This window comes from Pseudomonas oryziphila, from assembly GCF_003940825.1.
Lineage (GTDB): Bacteria > Pseudomonadota > Gammaproteobacteria > Pseudomonadales > Pseudomonadaceae > Aquipseudomonas > Aquipseudomonas sichuanensis.
The window spans coordinates 475,638-491,382 of record NZ_CP034338.1; the positions used below are offsets into that span (position 1 = coordinate 475,638).

Consider the following 15,745-nt stretch of genomic DNA (forward strand, 5'->3'; position numbering starts at 1 on the left):
CATGTGGTGGCCAAGCACAGTGATTGGTGCCGGGGCCGGTTTCGCCATGGCCAGTATCCCCGGGGCTTTGCTCGGGGCGCTGCTGGGCCAGGCCATGGATCGGCGCCTGCGTCTGCAGGGATGGGAGGACATGCGCGAGCGCCTGGGCGGGCGCCCGGCGCTGCGCGACGAAGAGTTGCTGTTCGTGCTGCTTGGGCGTCTGGCCAAGAGCGATGGCCGGGTTGCCGAGGGGCATATCCAGCAGGCGCGTCAGGAAATGACCCGGCTGGACCTGGCTGAACCCGCGCGGCTGCGGGCGATTGCCGCGTTCAATCGGGGCAAGTCGGGCAAGGGCCGGTTGGGTCATTACCTGCGCCGGATCAAGTTGCAGCCGCATGCTGCCGAGGGCACCCTGCGCGCCTGCTGGCGAATGGTCTGGGCGGATGGCAAGGCCGGCCGGCATGAGCACGACCTGCTGCTGCGATGGGGCGAGCAGCTAGGGCTCAGCCGTCAGCAGGTGCAGGCTCTGGCCAAGGAGTACGAGCCACGGCGGTCGTCGGTCGAAGGCGGTGTGATGACCTATGCCGCTGCCCTGCGTCTTCTTGGGGTGGAGCCGGACACCGAGGCCGACAAGGTCAAGCAGGCCTATCGGCGACTGCTCAGCCGGCACCATCCCGACAAGCTGGTGGGCAGTGGTGCCAGTGAGGCCAAGGTGCGCGAGGCGACCGAGCACACGCGCGAGCTGCACCAGGCCTATGCCCTGATCCGCAAGCGGCGGGGCCTCTAACTAAGTTATCGCGGGGCAAGCTCGCATCGGCGCCCCGCGATGATCGTCACTGTTCCTGCGGTGTCAGCCAGCCGCGAACCCGACGTAGCAACTGCTCTTGCTCCGCTGCCTTGTTACCCGGCATGGCCATCAGCGAAATCTGCCGGTACGCGCTGTCCTTCTGCCGCTTGCTGGCCTGCAGGCGCTGCTCGGCGGCCAGGCGGTCCTGGGGGCGCGAGGTGTAGTAGAGGTCGGCGGTCGGCACTTTCAGGGTCGGGGTGAGGCTCAGCAGGTCGTGCTCGACCCGTGCGGGCGTTTGCGCCGCGACCATCACCAGTTTCTGTACCTCTGGCGGCTGTTTTTCGCTGAGGTAGCGCGCCGCCCAGTAGGCGCCGCTGCCGTTGCCCAGCAGCACGATGCTGCGTGCCTGTTGCTGTTGCGCATAGGCCACGGCGGCATCCAGGCGGGCGAAGATGCGCTCGGCGTCGTCCTGGTCGGTGTGTTCGTCGGCCTTGGCGGCGTCGGTGCTTTCGGTGGTGTCCGCCTCGGCGGCCGTGGCCTGGGCAACGTTGGCGTTGGCGTCTGCGGGGGTATCCTTGGTCGGCGCTGTTTCACCTGCGTCCTTGGCCGGTTCTGCGGCGGGCTTGGCCTCGGCGCGCGCCTGCGGGCGTTCGGCCAGCAGGTCTGGAAGGCTCACGCTCAAGGTGTGCCAGCCGACATCGGGGAAGCCACGGCGCAACGGCCCGACCGTGGTCGGCCAGTCGGCGCTTTCGCCGGCACCGGGGACGATGATCACCGCACCTTTCGGGTCGCTGTCGTTGGCCGGCTTCCACAGCGCCAGGAAGTGTTCGCCGTTGGCCTGCAGGGTCTGCTGCTCGGCCTTGGGCACCTGGCGCTCGAGGGCCAGGGCATCGTCCTGGCTGCGTTCGGCCAGCGCCGGGCGCACTACGGGGGCAGGGGCAGCCTCGGCGGCGGCATCGGTTTTTTCGGCATCGGCCGCTTGCGCGCCGAGGGGCAGGAGCGCGGCCAGGCAGAACATGGCCAGCGTCGTGCGATAGAGTGTGAGCATGGATCGGTCCAAGGCCATAAAGTTATCGGCAGCCTAATAGTATTTGTCCGCGACGGCCACGTCAGGTGGCCGTCCTTGCCAAGACGAGCGTAGAGATGAAGCGAGTGCGTTGCCTGTGGGTTATCGGCTGGTTGTGTCTACCCTTGATCGCTTTGGCGCGCCCGGAGGCGCCGCCTTCGGTAGTGCTGGAGCCTGCCCAGCAACAGTGGCTGGAGGCGCATCGCAGCCTGCGGGTCGGCCTGGTGCTGCAAGCGCCCTATGCCCAGTTCGACAGGCGTTTGCAGCAGTTCTACGGGGCCAACGTCGAGCTGGTCAGTGCGCTGGCCCAGGCGCTCAGGCTCGACCTGACCTGGCGCGGTTTCACCGATGAAGCGGCCCTGGAGCACGCGTTGCAAGCTGGCGAGATCGATTTCGCCCCAGGCCTGACCCAGACCCCCGCCAGCCTGCGCAACTGGTTGTTCAGCGACCCGTACATGCGCGTGCCGCAACTGGTGGTGGGCCTGCGCAGTGGTGCGGTGGCGGTGGACCTGGAGAAGCTCGGCGCCAACGACCGAGTGGCGGTGCGCATGCCATCCAGGCTCGCCGACTACCTGCGCGGCAACTACGGCAACCTCAACCTGCAGGGCGTGCCCAACGAGCGTGAGGCCCTGCAACTGGTGCTGGGCGGGCAGGCCGGTTTTGCCGTGCTGGACGAGGCGCAGCTCAGTCGCCTGTCCCGCGAGAGTGAGTTTGGCGAGCTGGCCGTGGTCGGTGACATCGGCCTGCCGCAATTGCTACGGGTGGGTTCGCGGCGCGACTGGCCGCTGTTGGCCGACGTCCTTGAGCGCGGGCTGCAGGCCATGCCGGCCAAGGACCTCGAGCAGATCCACCAACGCTGGCTGCAACCGAAATACCCGCGCTTCTCCGAATCGCCCGGTTTCTGGCAGAACCTCGCCTTGCTGTTCGGCCTGTTGCTGTTGTGCGCCCTGGCCACGCTGGTGTGGCAGCGTCGCCAACAGCGAGGGCTGGAGCGCGGATTGCTGGCGGCACGCGAGAGCCTGGCCGAGCGCCAGACCCGCGAGCAGGCGCTGCGCCTGAGCCAGTTCTCCATCGACCAGAGCACTGTTGGGATTCTGTGGGTCAACTGGGACAGCCACGTGCGCTACGCCAACCACGCCGCCGAACGCATGCTCGGTTTTGCCGAGAATGCCTTGCTTGAGCGCCCGCTGATCGACATCGAGCCCACCCTGGCCATGGACCGCTGGCTGGCGCTGTGGAAGCGCGCCCGTGGCGGCGAAGGCGAGTTGCAGTTCGAGAGCCAGTGCCGCTGCGCCGATGGCAGCTTGCTGCCGGTCGACCTGTCGCTGTCGTTCCTGCGTTTTCGCGATGCCGAATACCTGGTGGTGTTCCTCACCGATGTCACCGAGCGCCGCCGGGCGCTGGCCGCCCTGCGCGAAAGCGAAGCTCGGCTCAAGGGGATCGCCGGCAACGTGCCGGGGCTGGTGTTCCGCCTGGAGCGCGACGCCGCCGAAGGCGAGTTGGAGTTCCCCTATATCAGTGAAGGCAGCGAAGCGCTGGTCGGTTACACCCCGGCGGCGATCCAGCACCCTGACATGGGCCTGCGCAACCTGGTGCATCCGCAGGACCGCGCCGATTATCACCGGGTTCAGGACATGGCCCTGGCCACTGACCAGGACTGGTCGTGGCAGGGCCGCATCCTCACCCGTCAGGGCGAGCAGCGCTGGGCCGACATCAAGGCCACCACCCGGCGCCTGGCCGATGGCCGAGTGGTGTGGGACGGGGTGGTCTGGGACATCACCCAGGGCAAGCAGGCCGAGTTGGCGCTGGCCGCGTCCCAGGAGCAACTGCGCGAGTTGTCGGCGCACCTGGAGAGCGTGCGCGAAGAGGAGAAGGCGCGGATTGCCCGCGAGGTGCACGACGAACTGGGGCAGATGCTGACGGTGCTCAAGCTTGAAGTGTCGATGTGCGAGCTGGCGTTCGCCGAGCTGGACCCCGCCCTCAATGAGCGCCTGGCCAGCATGAAGCGCCTGATCACCCAGTTGTTCCAGCTGGTACGCGACGTGGCCACGGCCCTGCGCCCGCCGATCCTCGACGCCGGTATCGCCTCGGCCATCGAGTGGCAGGCGCGGCGCTTTGAAGCGCGCACGCAGATACCCTGTCTGGTGCAGGTGCCGGACAATCTGCCACCCTTGAGTGATGCCAAGGCCATCGGCCTGTTCCGTATCCTGCAGGAGGCGCTGACCAACGTGATGCGCCATGCCCAGGCGCACACGGTGCAGATCGATCTGGTGCACGAGGCAGGGCAGTTGCGCATGACCGTGATCGACGACGGCGTGGGGTTTGCCATGGAGGCGGCCCGGCCGACGTCGTTCGGCCTGGTGGGTGTGCGTGAGCGGGTGTTGATGCTCGGTGGCAGCATGAGCCTGGACAGCGAGCCGGGCGAGGGCACCAGCCTGAGCGTGGCGATTCCTTTGAAGCAGGAGAAACAATCGTGATTCGAGTGCTGGTGGCCGAAGACCACACCATCGTCCGGGAAGGCATCAAGCAATTGATCGGCCTGGCCAAGGACATGCAGGTGGCGGGCGAGGCGGGCAATGGCGAGCAGTTGCTCGAGACCCTGCGCCACACGCCCTGCGAGGTGGTGCTGCTGGATATCTCCATGCCTGGGGTGAGCGGCCTGGAGGCGATCCCGCGGATCCGCGCGCTGAACAACCCGCCGGCGATCCTGATGTTGTCCATGCATGACGAAGCGCAGATGGCAGCGCGGGCGCTCAAGGCCGGTGCGGCGGGCTATGCCACCAAGGACAGCGACCCGGCGCTGCTGCTCACGGCCATCCGCCGGGTGGCCGGGGGCGGGCGTTACATCGACCCGGCCCTGGCCGACCGCATGGTGTTCGAGGTGGGCCTGACCGAAACCCGGCCGCTGCACACGCTGCTGTCGGAGCGCGAGTTCTCGGTGTTCGAGCGCCTGGCCCAGGGTGCCAACGTCAACGACATTGCCCTGCAGCTGGCGCTGTCGAGCAAGACCATCAGCACCCACAAGGCGCGGCTGATGCAGAAGCTCAAGGTCAACTCGCTGGCGGAGCTGGTGAAGTACGCCATGGAGCACAAGCTGGTGTGAGTGTTCTGGTTGCGACAGCCAGTGCAGCGGCCTTGCCCATATCCCTGTGGGAGCGGGTTTACCCGCGAATGGGCCAGACCTGCTGATCTCGGTGGCTGCACCGGCCTCTTCGCGGGTTAACCCGCTCCCACAGGCTCGGCGTGAACCCTGATTGGCATTCCAAACGCGCCATCCTTGTAGGGCGATCCCTACAGCAAGTCTTCCATCCGGATGATGGCATTCTCTCAGTGCCCCCGATTTTCGGGCGTTTGCGCCTCTTCTACTCTTTTGCCTACGCAGTCATTCCAACAAGAAGGTGCAGGGCATGAGCGAGGCGAATTCGAACGAGACGCTGGTCAGCTTCCGTGGTGTACAGAAGAGCTACGACGGCGAATCGCTGATCGTCAAAGACCTCAACCTGGACATTCGCAAGGGTGAGTTCCTGACCCTGCTCGGCCCCTCCGGCTCGGGCAAGACCACCAGCCTGATGATGCTGGCCGGCTTCGAAACCCCTACCGCCGGCGAGATCCAGCTCGCAGGGCGCTCGATCAACAACGTGCCGCCGCACAAGCGCGACATTGGCATGGTGTTCCAGAATTACGCGCTGTTCCCGCACATGACCGTGGCCGAGAACCTGGCCTTCCCGCTGACCGTGCGCAACCTGAGCAAGACCGACGTCAGCGAGCGAGTCAAGCGTGTGCTCAACATGGTCCAACTCGATGCCTTCGCCAAGCGCTACCCGGGGCAGCTGTCCGGCGGCCAGCAGCAGCGCGTGGCGTTGGCCCGGGCCTTGGTGTTCGAACCCCAGCTGGTGTTGATGGACGAACCGCTCGGCGCCCTCGACAAGCAACTGCGCGAACACATGCAGATGGAAATCAAGCATATCCACCAGCGTCTGGGCGTGACCGTGGTGTACGTGACCCATGACCAGGGCGAGGCGCTGACCATGTCCGACCGGGTGGCGGTGTTCCACCAGGGCGAGATCCAGCAGATCGCCGACCCGCGCACCCTCTACGAAGAACCCTGCAACACCTTCGTCGCCAACTTCATCGGTGAGAACAACCGTATCAACGGCACCCTGCTGGCCAGCGATGGCAAGCGTTGCCAGGTGCAGCTGGGCCGCGGCGAGCGGGTCGAGGCGCTGGCGGTCAACGTCGGCCAGGCCGGCGAGCCGGTCACCCTGTCGATTCGCCCCGAGCGCGTGCGCCTCAACGGCCACAGCGAAAGCTGCGTCAACCGCTTCTCCGGCCGGGTGGCCGAGTTCATCTACCTGGGCGATCACGTGCGGGTGCGCCTGGAAGTCTGCGGCAAGGCCGACTTCTTCGTGAAGCAGCCGATTGCCGAACTCGACCCGGCCCTGGCCGTGGGCGATGTGGTACCGCTGGGCTGGGAGGTGGAGCACGCCCGCGCGCTCGATCCGATTGCACAAGCCCACTGATGGACTGATGGATTGCTTCACCAACCCTGTACTGTGGAGAGAATAATAATGCGCAAGCAGTTGAAACTGACCGCCCTGGCCCTGGGGCTGTTCGCCGCCGGCCAGGCCATGGCCGCGGACCTGACGGTGGTGTCGTTCGGTGGCGCCAACAAGGCGGCCCAGGTCAAGGCGTTCTACGAGCCATGGGAGAAGGCCGGCAAGGGCAAGATCGTCGCCGGTGAGTACAACGGGGAAATGGCCAAGATCAAGGCCATGGTCGACACCAACAGCGTTTCGTGGAACCTGGTCGAGGTCGAGTCGCCGGAGCTGGCGCGCGGCTGTGACGAGGGCATGTTCGAGGAACTCGACCCGGCCCTGTTCGGCAACGAAAGCGATTACGTCAAGGGTGCCATCCAGCCGTGCGGCGTTGGCTTCTTCGTCTGGTCCACGGTCATGGCCTATAACGCTGACAAGCTCAAGACCGCGCCCACCAGCTGGGCCGATTTCTGGGACACGAAAAAATTCCCGGGCAAGCGCGGCCTGCGCAAGGGCGCCAAGTACACCCTGGAGTTCGCCTTGATGGCCGACGGCGTGGCGCCGAAGGATGTCTATCAGGTGCTGGGCACCAAGGAGGGTGTGGACCGCGCCTTCAAGAAACTCGACGAGCTCAAGCCGAGCATCCAGTGGTGGGAAGCCGGTGCTCAGCCGCCGCAGTACCTGGCCTCGGGTGACGTGGTCATGAGCTCGGCCTACAACGGCCGCATCGCCGCTGTGCAGAAAGAGAGCAACCTCAAGGTGGTATGGAACGGTGGCATCTACGACTTCGACGCCTGGGCCATCCCGAAAGGTGCCAAGGATGCCGAAGAGGCGAAGAAATTCATCGCCTACAGCGTCCAGCCCGAGCAGCAGAAGATCTACTCCGAGAACATCGCCTACGGTCCGGCCAACAGCAAAGCCGTGAGCCTGCTGTCGGACGAGGTGAAGAAAGACATGCCGACCACGCCTGAGAACATTGCCAACCAGGTGCAGATCGACGTGGCCTTCTGGGCCGACAACAGCGAGCAGTTGGAGCAACGCTTCAACGCCTGGGCGGCGAAGAAGTAACGCCCGGGACATTGGGCCGCCACGCGGCCCATCGCCGGCAAGCCGGCTCCCACAGGTAAAGCGTCAAGCCTGAGGGTGTCGCACTACTTGTGGGAGCCGGCTTGCCGGCGATGGGGCGCGCAGCGGCCCCAATTGCAGCTTTACCAGGCTCCCTGTTTCCCTGTTTTCCCGGAGTTCGCCATGGCCATTGCAGTGCCCCTCAACGAAGGCGCAGGTAAAAGCCTCAAACAGCGCCTCAAGCATGCCGAGCGGGTCAACCGCTGGAAGGCCCAGGCGTTGATCGCGCCGCTGGCGCTGTTCCTCCTGCTGGTGTTCCTGGTGCCGATTGCGGCGCTGCTGTACAAGAGCGTCGGAAACCCCGAAGTGGTCGCCGGCCTGCCGCGCACCGTCGAGGCCGTGGCGCAGTGGGACGGCAAGAGCCTGCCCGGCGAGGAGGCCTACAAGGCCCTGAGCCAGGACCTGGCCGAATCACGCAAGAACCAGACGCTGGGCGATCTGTCCAAACGCCTGAACATGGAACTGGCCGGCTACCGCAGCCTGCTGGCCAAGACTGCGCGGGCCCTGCCGTTCAAGGCGGAGCCCGCTTCTTATAAAGATGCCTTGCAGACGCTGGACGAGCGCTGGGGTGACCCGGCCTACTGGCAGGCAATCCGCCGCAACACCAGCAGCGTCACGCCGTTCTACCTGCTGGCGGCGCTCGATCACCGTATCGACGACCTCGGTGAGCTGGCCAAGGCCACGCCGGACCAGGCCATCTACCTCGACATCTTTGCCCGCACCCTGTGGATGGGCGTGGTGATCACCGCCATCTGCCTGGTGCTGGCCTATCCGCTGGCCTACCTGCTGGCCAACCTGCCCACCCGGCAGAGCAACCTGCTGATGATCCTGGTGCTGCTGCCGTTCTGGACCTCGATCCTGGTGCGGGTGGCGGCGTGGATCGTGCTGCTGCAGTCGGGCGGGCTGATCAACAGCGCGCTGATGGCCATGGGCATCATCGACCAGCCGCTGGAACTGGTGTTCAACCGCACTGGCGTGTACATCTCGATGGTGCACATCCTGCTGCCGTTCATGATCCTGCCGCTGTACAGCGTGATGAAGGGTATCTCGCCCAGCTACATGCGTGCGGCGATCTCGCTGGGCTGCCACCCGTTCGCCAGCTTCTGGCGGGTGTACTTCCCGCAGACCTACGCCGGCGTCGGTGCCGGTTGCCTGTTGGTGTTCATCATCTCGATCGGCTACTACATCACCCCGGCACTGCTGGGCAGCCCGAACGACCAGATGGTCAGCTACTTCGTCGCCTTCTACACCAACACCAGCATCAACTGGGGCATGGCCACCGCGCTGGGCGGGTTGCTGCTGCTGGCCACCGTGGTGCTGTACCTGATCTATAGCTGGCTGGTCGGCGCCAGCCGCCTGCGCCTGAGCTGAGGAGCCTTGTCATGCTGAGCCCCTACATGTCGCCCGTGGAGCGGGTGTGGTTCTACACCTTGCGCATTCTCTGCGGGCTGGTGCTGCTGTTCCTGGTGCTGCCGGTGCTGGTGATCGTGCCGCTGTCGTTCAACAGCGGGAGTTTCCTGGTGTACCCGCTGCAGGGCTTCTCGCTGCACTGGTACCAGGACTTCTTCGCCTCGGCCGAGTGGATGCGTTCGCTGAAGAACAGCATCATCGTCGCCCCGGCGGCGACGGTGCTGGCCATGGTGTTCGGCACCCTGGCCTCGATCGGCCTGACTCGCGGCGACTTCCCCGGCAAGTCGCTGGTGATGGCGCTGGTAATCTCGCCGATGGTGGTGCCGGTGGTGATCATCGGTGTGGCGAGTTATCTGTTCTTTGCCCCCCTGGGCATGGGCAACAGCTTCATCTCGCTGATTCTGGTGCACGCGGTGCTGGGTGTGCCGTTCGTGATCATCACCGTGTCGGCCACGTTGCAGGGCTTCAACTACAACCTGGTGCGTGCGGCAGCCAGCCTTGGCGCTTCGCCGTTGCTGACCTTCCGTCGGGTGACCTTGCCGTTGATTGCCCCTGGGGTGATCTCGGGTGCGCTGTTCGCCTTTGCCACGTCGTTCGATGAAGTGGTGGTCACGTTGTTCCTTGCCGGGCCGGAGCAGGCGACCCTGCCACGGCAGATGTTCAGCGGCATTCGTGAGAACCTCAGCCCGACCATCGCGGCGGCGGCGACCTTGCTGATCGCGTTTTCGGTGGTGCTGCTGCTGACCCTGGAGTGGTTGCGCGGGCGCAGCGAGAAGTTGAGGACCCAGCAGCCGGGCTGATTTTCGGATGCCTGTACCGGCCTCTTCGCGGGTAAACCCGCTCTCACATGGACCGCGCTAACCTCGAGGCAAGCATCGTACCTGTGGGAGCTGGCTTGCAAGCGATGAGGCCAGCACTGACAACATAAGACAGTTGCTCCACAGGTTATGTGCAGCTCTCGAGATCTGCGCGATCCCTGTGGGAGCGGGTTTACCCGCGAAGGGCCGGCACAGGATTGACACCAATCAGCCCCGATCCGCTTCCCTGGGTTACAATGCGCGCCACCGTGATTCTGCCCAACAGGTGCGCCATGCAGCCCTACGCTATTGCCCCCTCCATTCTTTCCGCCGATTTCGCCCGCCTGGGCGAGGACGTCGACAAGGTTCTGGCCGCCGGGGCCGACATCGTCCACTTCGATGTCATGGACAACCACTACGTACCCAACCTGACCATCGGCCCGATGGTCTGCACCGCGCTGCGCAAGTACGGCGTGACCGCGCCGATCGACGTGCACCTGATGGTGAGCCCGGTCGATCGCATCATCGGCGACTTCATCGAAGCCGGCGCCACCTACATCACCTTCCACCCGGAAGCCACCCAGCACATCGACCGCTCGCTGCAGCTGATCCGCGACGGCGGCTGCAAGGCCGGCCTGGTGTTCAACCCGGCCACCGGCCTGGATGCGCTGAAGTACGTGATGGACAAGATCGACATGGTCCTGCTGATGAGCGTCAACCCAGGCTTCGGCGGGCAGAAGTTCATCCCCGGTACCCTCGACAAGCTGCGTGAGGCCCGTGCACTGATCGACGCCAGCGGCCGTGATATCCGCCTGGAGATCGACGGCGGCGTCAACGTCAACAACATCCGCGAAATCGCCGCAGCTGGCGCCGACACCTTCGTTGCCGGTTCGGCGATCTTCAACGCCCCGGACTATCAGGAAGTGATCGCCAAGATGCGTGCCGAAATGGCGCTGGCACGCGCATGAGCGGCTTCGAGCAGCTGTTCCCGGGGACGCTGCCCAGGCTGGTGATGTTCGATCTGGATGGCACCCTGATCGATTCGGTCCCCGACCTGGCCGCAGCCGTCGACCGCATGCTGCTCGAACTCGGGCGCGAGCCCGCCGGGCTCGACGCCGTGCGTCACTGGGTGGGCAACGGCGCCCAGGTGCTGGTGCGCCGGGCGCTGGCCGGTGGCCTGGACCACGACAGCGTGGACGATGCCCTGGCCGAGCGCGCGCTGGCGCTGTTCATGGAGGCCTACGCCGACAGCCATGAGTTGACCGTCGTCTACCCCGGTGTACGCGACACCCTGCGCTGGCTGAGCAAGCAGGGCGTGGAGATGGCGCTGATCACCAACAAGCCCGAGCGCTTCGTTGCCCCCTTGCTCGACCAGATGAAGATCGGGCGCTACTTCCGCTGGATCATCGGCGGCGACACCCTGCCACAGAAAAAACCCGACCCGGCGGCGCTGCTGTTCGTGATGCAGATGGCCGGTGTGGCGCCTGCACAGTCGTTGTTCATCGGCGATTCGCGCAGCGACGTGCTGGCGGCGAAAGCGGCCGGGGTGCAGTGCGTCGGCCTGAGCTATGGCTACAACCATGGCCGCCCCATCGACGAGGAATCTCCCAGCCTGGTGATCAGCGACCTGCGCCTGCTGCTGCCTGGTTGCTTAGTCACCGACACTGGGATAACGTTGGCGGACCTTCAAGCCCCGCACAGCAGAGACAACGACGTGGTGGTTACTGGCAAATTCTGGATGAAAGTCATCAAGGCCCTGGCCCGCTGGCGCTGGCGCGCCTGACTTATGCCCGCCGGCGCCTGCCGGCCCGTCCGCTTGCCTGACCCCATTGCTGCTTGCCACGAGGCTACACATGACCCGCGAAGAATTCCTGCGCCTGGCCGCTGCCGGCTATAACCGCATCCCCCTGGCCCGCGAAACCCTGGCCGACTTCGATACGCCCCTGTCGATCTACCTCAAACTGGCCGACCAAGCCAACTCGTACCTGCTCGAATCCGTGCAGGGCGGCGAGAAGTGGGGCCGTTATTCGATGATCGGCCTGCCGTCGCGCACCGTCATGCGTGTGCATGGCTACCACGTGAGTATCCTGCAGGATGGCGTGGAAGTGGAAAGCCATGACGTCGAAGACCCGCTGGCCTTCGTCGAGGCCTTCAAGGATCGCTACAAGGTCGCCGACATTCCGGGCCTGCCGCGTTTCAACGGCGGCCTGGTCGGCTACTTCGGCTACGACTGCGTGCGCTATGTCGAAAAACGCCTGGGTGCCTGCCCGAACCCGGACCCGCTGGGGGTGCCGGACATCCTGCTGATGGTCTCCGACGCCGTGGTGGTGTTCGACAACCTGGCGGGCAAGATGCACGCCATCGTGCTGGTCGACCCCAGCGACGAGCAGGCCTTCGAGCAAGGCCAGGCCCGTCTTGAAGGCCTGCTGGAGAAACTTCGCCAGCCGATCACCCCGCGCCGCGGCCTCGACCTGGATGGCCCGATGGCGGCCGAGCCGGCGTTCCGCTCCAGCTTCACCCAGGGTGACTACGAACGCGCGGTTGACACCGTCAAGGAGTACATCCTCGCTGGTGACTGCATGCAGGTGGTGCCGTCGCAGCGCATGTCCATCGATTTTGCGGCCGCGCCGATCGACCTCTACCGTGCCCTGCGCTGCTTCAACCCGACGCCCTACATGTACTTCTTCAACTTCGGCGACTTCCATGTAGTGGGCAGTTCGCCGGAAGTGCTGGTGCGGGTCGAGGACAACCTGGTCACGGTACGCCCGATCGCCGGTACCCGCCCGCGCGGCGCCACCGAAGAGGCCGACCGCGCCCTGGAAGACGACCTGCTGTCGGATGACAAGGAAATCGCCGAGCACCTGATGCTGATCGACCTGGGCCGCAACGACGTGGGGCGTGTGTCGTCCACCGGCAGCGTGCGCCTGACCGAGAAGATGGTGATCGAGCGCTATTCGAACGTGATGCACATCGTCTCCAATGTCACCGGCCAACTGGCCGAGGGGCTGACGGCAATGGATGCGCTGCGGGCGATCCTGCCGGCGGGCACCTTGTCGGGGGCGCCGAAGATCCGCGCCATGGAAATCATCGATGAGCTGGAACCGGTCAAGCGCGGTGTCTACGGCGGTGCCGTGGGCTACTTCGCCTGGAACGGCAACATGGATACCGCCATCGCCATCCGCACTGCGGTGATCAAGGACGGCGAGCTGCATGTGCAGGCCGGCGGCGGCATCGTCGCCGACTCGGTGCCGGCACTGGAGTGGGAAGAAACCATCAACAAGCGTCGGGCGATGTTCCGCGCGGTGGCCCTCGCCGAGCAGACCAGCAAACGCTGAGCAGGCCGTGGTCCATGAACCCGGCGGGCCGCCACGCGCCCCCGGAGTCCCCCGTATTCAAGAGGTTCGTTCCAGATGCTACTGATGATCGACAACTACGACTCCTTCACCTACAACGTCGTGCAGTACCTCGGCGAGCTGGGTGCCGAGGTCAAGGTCATCCGCAATGACGAGATGACCATCGCCCAGATCGAAGCCCTCAACCCCGAGCGCATCGTGGTTTCCCCCGGCCCCTGCACCCCGAGCGAAGCCGGTGTGTCCATCGAGGCGATCCTGCACTTCGCCGGCAAGTTGCCGATTCTGGGCGTCTGCCTTGGCCATCAGTCGATCGGCCAGGCCTTCGGCGGTGACGTGGTGCGTGCCCGCCAAGTGATGCATGGCAAGACCAGCCCGGTGGTGCACCGTGACCTGGGCGTATTCGCCAGCCTCAACAACCCGCTGACCGTTACCCGTTACCACTCGCTGGTGGTCAAGCGCGAGACGCTGCCGGACTGCCTGGAAGTGACCGCCTGGACCGCCCACGCCGATGGCTCGGTCGACGAGATCATGGGCCTGCGCCACAAGACACTGAATATCGAAGGGGTGCAGTTCCACCCCGAGTCCATCCTGACCGAGCAGGGCCACGAGCTGTTCGCCAATTTCCTCAAGCAGACCGGCGGCCGCCGCTAAGGATCGATCATGGATATCAAGACTGCGTTGAGCCGTATCGTCGGCCACCTGGACCTGAGCACCGATGAAATGCGCGAGGTCATGCGCCAGATCATGACCGGCCAGTGCAGCGAGGCGCAGATCGGCGCCTTCCTGATGGGCATGCGCATGAAGAGCGAAAGCATCGACGAGATCGTCGGCGCGGTGTCGGTGATGCGCGAGCTGGCCGACAAGGTCGAACTCAAGAGCCTCGACGGCGTGGTCGACATCGTCGGCACCGGCGGCGATGGCGCCAACATCTTCAACGTCTCCACCGCGTCGTCGTTCGTCCTCGCGGCCGCCGGCTGCCCGGTGGCCAAGCACGGCAACCGCGCGGTGTCCGGCAAGAGCGGCAGCGCCGACCTGCTGGAAGCCGCCGGTATCTACCTGAACCTCACCCCGGTGCAGGTCGCCCGCTGCATTGACAGCCTGGGGATCGGTTTCATGTTCGCCCAGAGCCACCACAAGGCCATGAAGTATGCCGCCGGCCCGCGTCGCGAGCTGGGGCTGCGCACCCTGTTCAACATGCTCGGCCCGCTTACGAATCCGGCCGGGGTGAAGCATCAGGTGGTCGGGGTGTTCAACCAGGCGCTGTGCCGCCCGCTGGCCGAAGTGCTGCAGCGCCTTGGCAGCAAGCATGTGCTGGTGGTGCATTCCAAGGACGGTCTGGACGAGTTCAGCCTGGCCGCGCCCACCTTCGTTGCCGAACTGAAGAATGACCAGATCACCGAGTATTGGGTCGAGCCCGAAGACCTCGGCATGAAGAGCCAGAGCCTGCACGGCCTGGCGGTCGATGGCCCGCAGGCGTCGCTGGACTTGATCCGTGACGCATTGGGCCGGCGCAAGACCGAGAACGGCCAGAAGGCCGCCGAAATGATCGTGCTCAATGCCGGTGCGGCGCTGTACGCCGCCGATCACGCCATGACCCTGGCCCAGGGCGTGGAACTGGCCCACGACGTGCTGCACACCGGGCTGGCCTGGGAAAAGCTGCAGGAGCTGGGCGCCTTTACCGCGGTATTCAAAGTGGAGAACGAAGCATGAGCGTGCCGACGGTGCTGGAAAGGATCATCGCCCGCAAGTTCCAGGAAGTGGCCGAGCGCAGTGCGCGGGTCAGCCTCGCCGAACTGGAGCGCCTGGCCAAGGCGGCTGACGCCCCGCGCGGCTTCGCCAATGCCCTGATCGAGCAGGCCAAGCGCAAGCAGCCGGCGGTGATCGCCGAAATCAAGAAGGCTTCGCCAAGCAAGGGTGTGATTCGCGAGCACTTCGTGCCGGCCGAGATCGCGGTCAGCTATGAAAAAGGCGGGGCGACCTGCCTGTCGGTGCTGACCGACGTGGATTACTTCCAGGGTGCCGACGCGTACCTGCAGCAGGCCCGCGCCGCGGTGTCGCTGCCGGTGATCCGCAAGGACTTCATGGTTGACCCGTACCAGATCGTCGAAGCTCGCGCCTTGGGGGCCGATTGCGTGCTGCTTATCGTCTCGGCGCTGGATGACGTGAAGATGGCCGAGCTGGCCGCCACGGCCAAGGACGTCGGCCTCGACGTGCTGGTCGAAGTGCACGACGGCGATGAGCTGGAGCGCGCGCTGAAGACCCTCGATACCCCGCTGGTCGGCGTCAACAACCGTAACCTGCACACCTTCGAGGTCAGCCTGGAGACCACGCTCGACCTGCTGCCGCGCATCCCCCGCGATCGCCTGGCCATCACCGAGAGTGGCATCCTCAATCGGGCCGATGTCGAGTTGATGGCAATCAACGAGGTGTATTCGTTCCTGGTTGGCGAGGCGTTCATGCGCGCCGAACAGCCGGGGCTGGAACTGCAGCGGCTGTTCTTCCCTGATCAGGTGAAGAAGACCGTTCAGGCCCTGGACTGATCGAACCGAAGCCGGCGCTTGTTGCCGGCTTTTTTGTGTCTGTATTCGAGGGCCTCATCGCGGGGCAAGCCCGCTCCACGTTGTCACAGCATTTGCGTGGGAGCGGGCTTGCCCCGCGATGAGGCCGGTAGAGCTTTCAACATAGGTGGATCA

The 15,745-nt window shown here is 65.3% G+C and carries 14 protein-coding genes; 13 read left to right on the forward strand and 1 reads right to left on the reverse strand.

Annotated features, from left to right (window positions below):
- The first annotated feature begins 1 nt into the window (after position 1).
- Positions 2 to 766 (forward strand): TerB family tellurite resistance protein, encoded by a 765-nt coding sequence (locus EJA05_RS02260; RefSeq protein ID WP_125462355.1) that lies wholly within the window; start codon positions 2 to 4, stop codon positions 764 to 766.
- A gap of 46 nt (positions 767 to 812) precedes the next feature.
- Here EJA05_RS02260 and EJA05_RS02265 read toward each other — a convergent pair whose 3' ends face one another.
- Positions 813 to 1,814 carry an alpha/beta hydrolase family protein gene (locus tag EJA05_RS02265; protein WP_125857217.1) on the reverse strand — a complete coding sequence of 334 codons (1,002 nt, stop codon included), beginning with the start codon at positions 1,812 to 1,814 and terminating at the stop codon, positions 813 to 815.
- A 95-nt stretch (positions 1,815 to 1,909) separates the two neighbouring features.
- Between EJA05_RS02265 and EJA05_RS02270 the strand changes: the two genes are divergently transcribed.
- From EJA05_RS02270 to trpC, 12 genes are all read left to right on the forward strand, one after another.
- Positions 1,910 to 4,309 (forward strand): PAS domain-containing sensor histidine kinase, encoded by a 2,400-nt coding sequence (locus tag EJA05_RS02270; RefSeq protein WP_125857218.1) that lies wholly within the window; start codon positions 1,910 to 1,912, stop codon positions 4,307 to 4,309.
- Entirely contained in the window at positions 4,303 to 4,935 is a 633-nt protein-coding gene (locus tag EJA05_RS02275) for a response regulator (RefSeq protein WP_190306071.1), read from the forward strand. The genes EJA05_RS02270 and EJA05_RS02275 overlap by 7 nt, the downstream gene beginning before the upstream one ends.
- Positions 4,936 to 5,239: 304 nt before the next feature.
- A complete protein-coding gene (locus EJA05_RS02280) occupies positions 5,240 to 6,352 on the forward strand; it encodes an ABC transporter ATP-binding protein (RefSeq protein ID WP_110994274.1) in 1,113 nt (370 codons plus the stop codon).
- A 48-nt stretch (positions 6,353 to 6,400) separates the two neighbouring features.
- A complete protein-coding gene (locus EJA05_RS02285) occupies positions 6,401 to 7,435 on the forward strand; it encodes an ABC transporter substrate-binding protein (protein WP_125462359.1) in 1,035 nt (344 codons plus the stop codon).
- A 180-nt stretch (positions 7,436 to 7,615) separates the two neighbouring features.
- Positions 7,616 to 8,863, forward strand: coding sequence for an ABC transporter permease (locus EJA05_RS02290; protein WP_110994272.1), 1,248 nt, complete (start codon positions 7,616 to 7,618; stop codon positions 8,861 to 8,863).
- 11 nt (positions 8,864 to 8,874) lie between these two features.
- Complete coding sequence (locus EJA05_RS02295) at positions 8,875 to 9,702, forward strand: ABC transporter permease (protein ID WP_125462360.1); 828 nt, start codon at positions 8,875 to 8,877, stop codon at positions 9,700 to 9,702.
- Between the two features lie 290 nt (positions 9,703 to 9,992).
- Positions 9,993 to 10,667 carry a ribulose-phosphate 3-epimerase gene (gene rpe, locus EJA05_RS02300; RefSeq protein ID WP_125462361.1) on the forward strand — a complete coding sequence of 225 codons (675 nt, stop codon included), beginning with the start codon at positions 9,993 to 9,995 and terminating at the stop codon, positions 10,665 to 10,667.
- Positions 10,664 to 11,482, forward strand: a complete 819-nt coding sequence (locus EJA05_RS02305) for a phosphoglycolate phosphatase (RefSeq protein WP_125857220.1) — start codon at positions 10,664 to 10,666, stop codon at positions 11,480 to 11,482. The genes rpe and EJA05_RS02305 overlap by 4 nt, the downstream gene beginning before the upstream one ends.
- A 70-nt stretch (positions 11,483 to 11,552) precedes the next feature.
- The gene (gene trpE, locus EJA05_RS02310) at positions 11,553 to 13,034 is read left to right on the forward strand and encodes an anthranilate synthase component I (protein WP_125857221.1); all 1,482 of its coding nucleotides are present in this window, start codon (positions 11,553 to 11,555) and stop codon (positions 13,032 to 13,034) included.
- A gap of 75 nt (positions 13,035 to 13,109) precedes the next feature.
- Positions 13,110 to 13,703, forward strand: a complete 594-nt coding sequence (locus tag EJA05_RS02315; protein ID WP_125857222.1) for an aminodeoxychorismate/anthranilate synthase component II — start codon at positions 13,110 to 13,112, stop codon at positions 13,701 to 13,703.
- 9 nt (positions 13,704 to 13,712) lie between these two features.
- Positions 13,713 to 14,762, forward strand: coding sequence for an anthranilate phosphoribosyltransferase (gene trpD, locus EJA05_RS02320; RefSeq protein WP_125857223.1), 1,050 nt, complete (start codon positions 13,713 to 13,715; stop codon positions 14,760 to 14,762).
- Entirely contained in the window at positions 14,759 to 15,592 is an 834-nt protein-coding gene (gene trpC, locus EJA05_RS02325; protein ID WP_125857224.1) for an indole-3-glycerol phosphate synthase TrpC, read from the forward strand. The genes trpD and trpC overlap by 4 nt, the downstream gene beginning before the upstream one ends.
- The last annotated feature ends 153 nt before the right edge of the window (positions 15,593 to 15,745 follow it).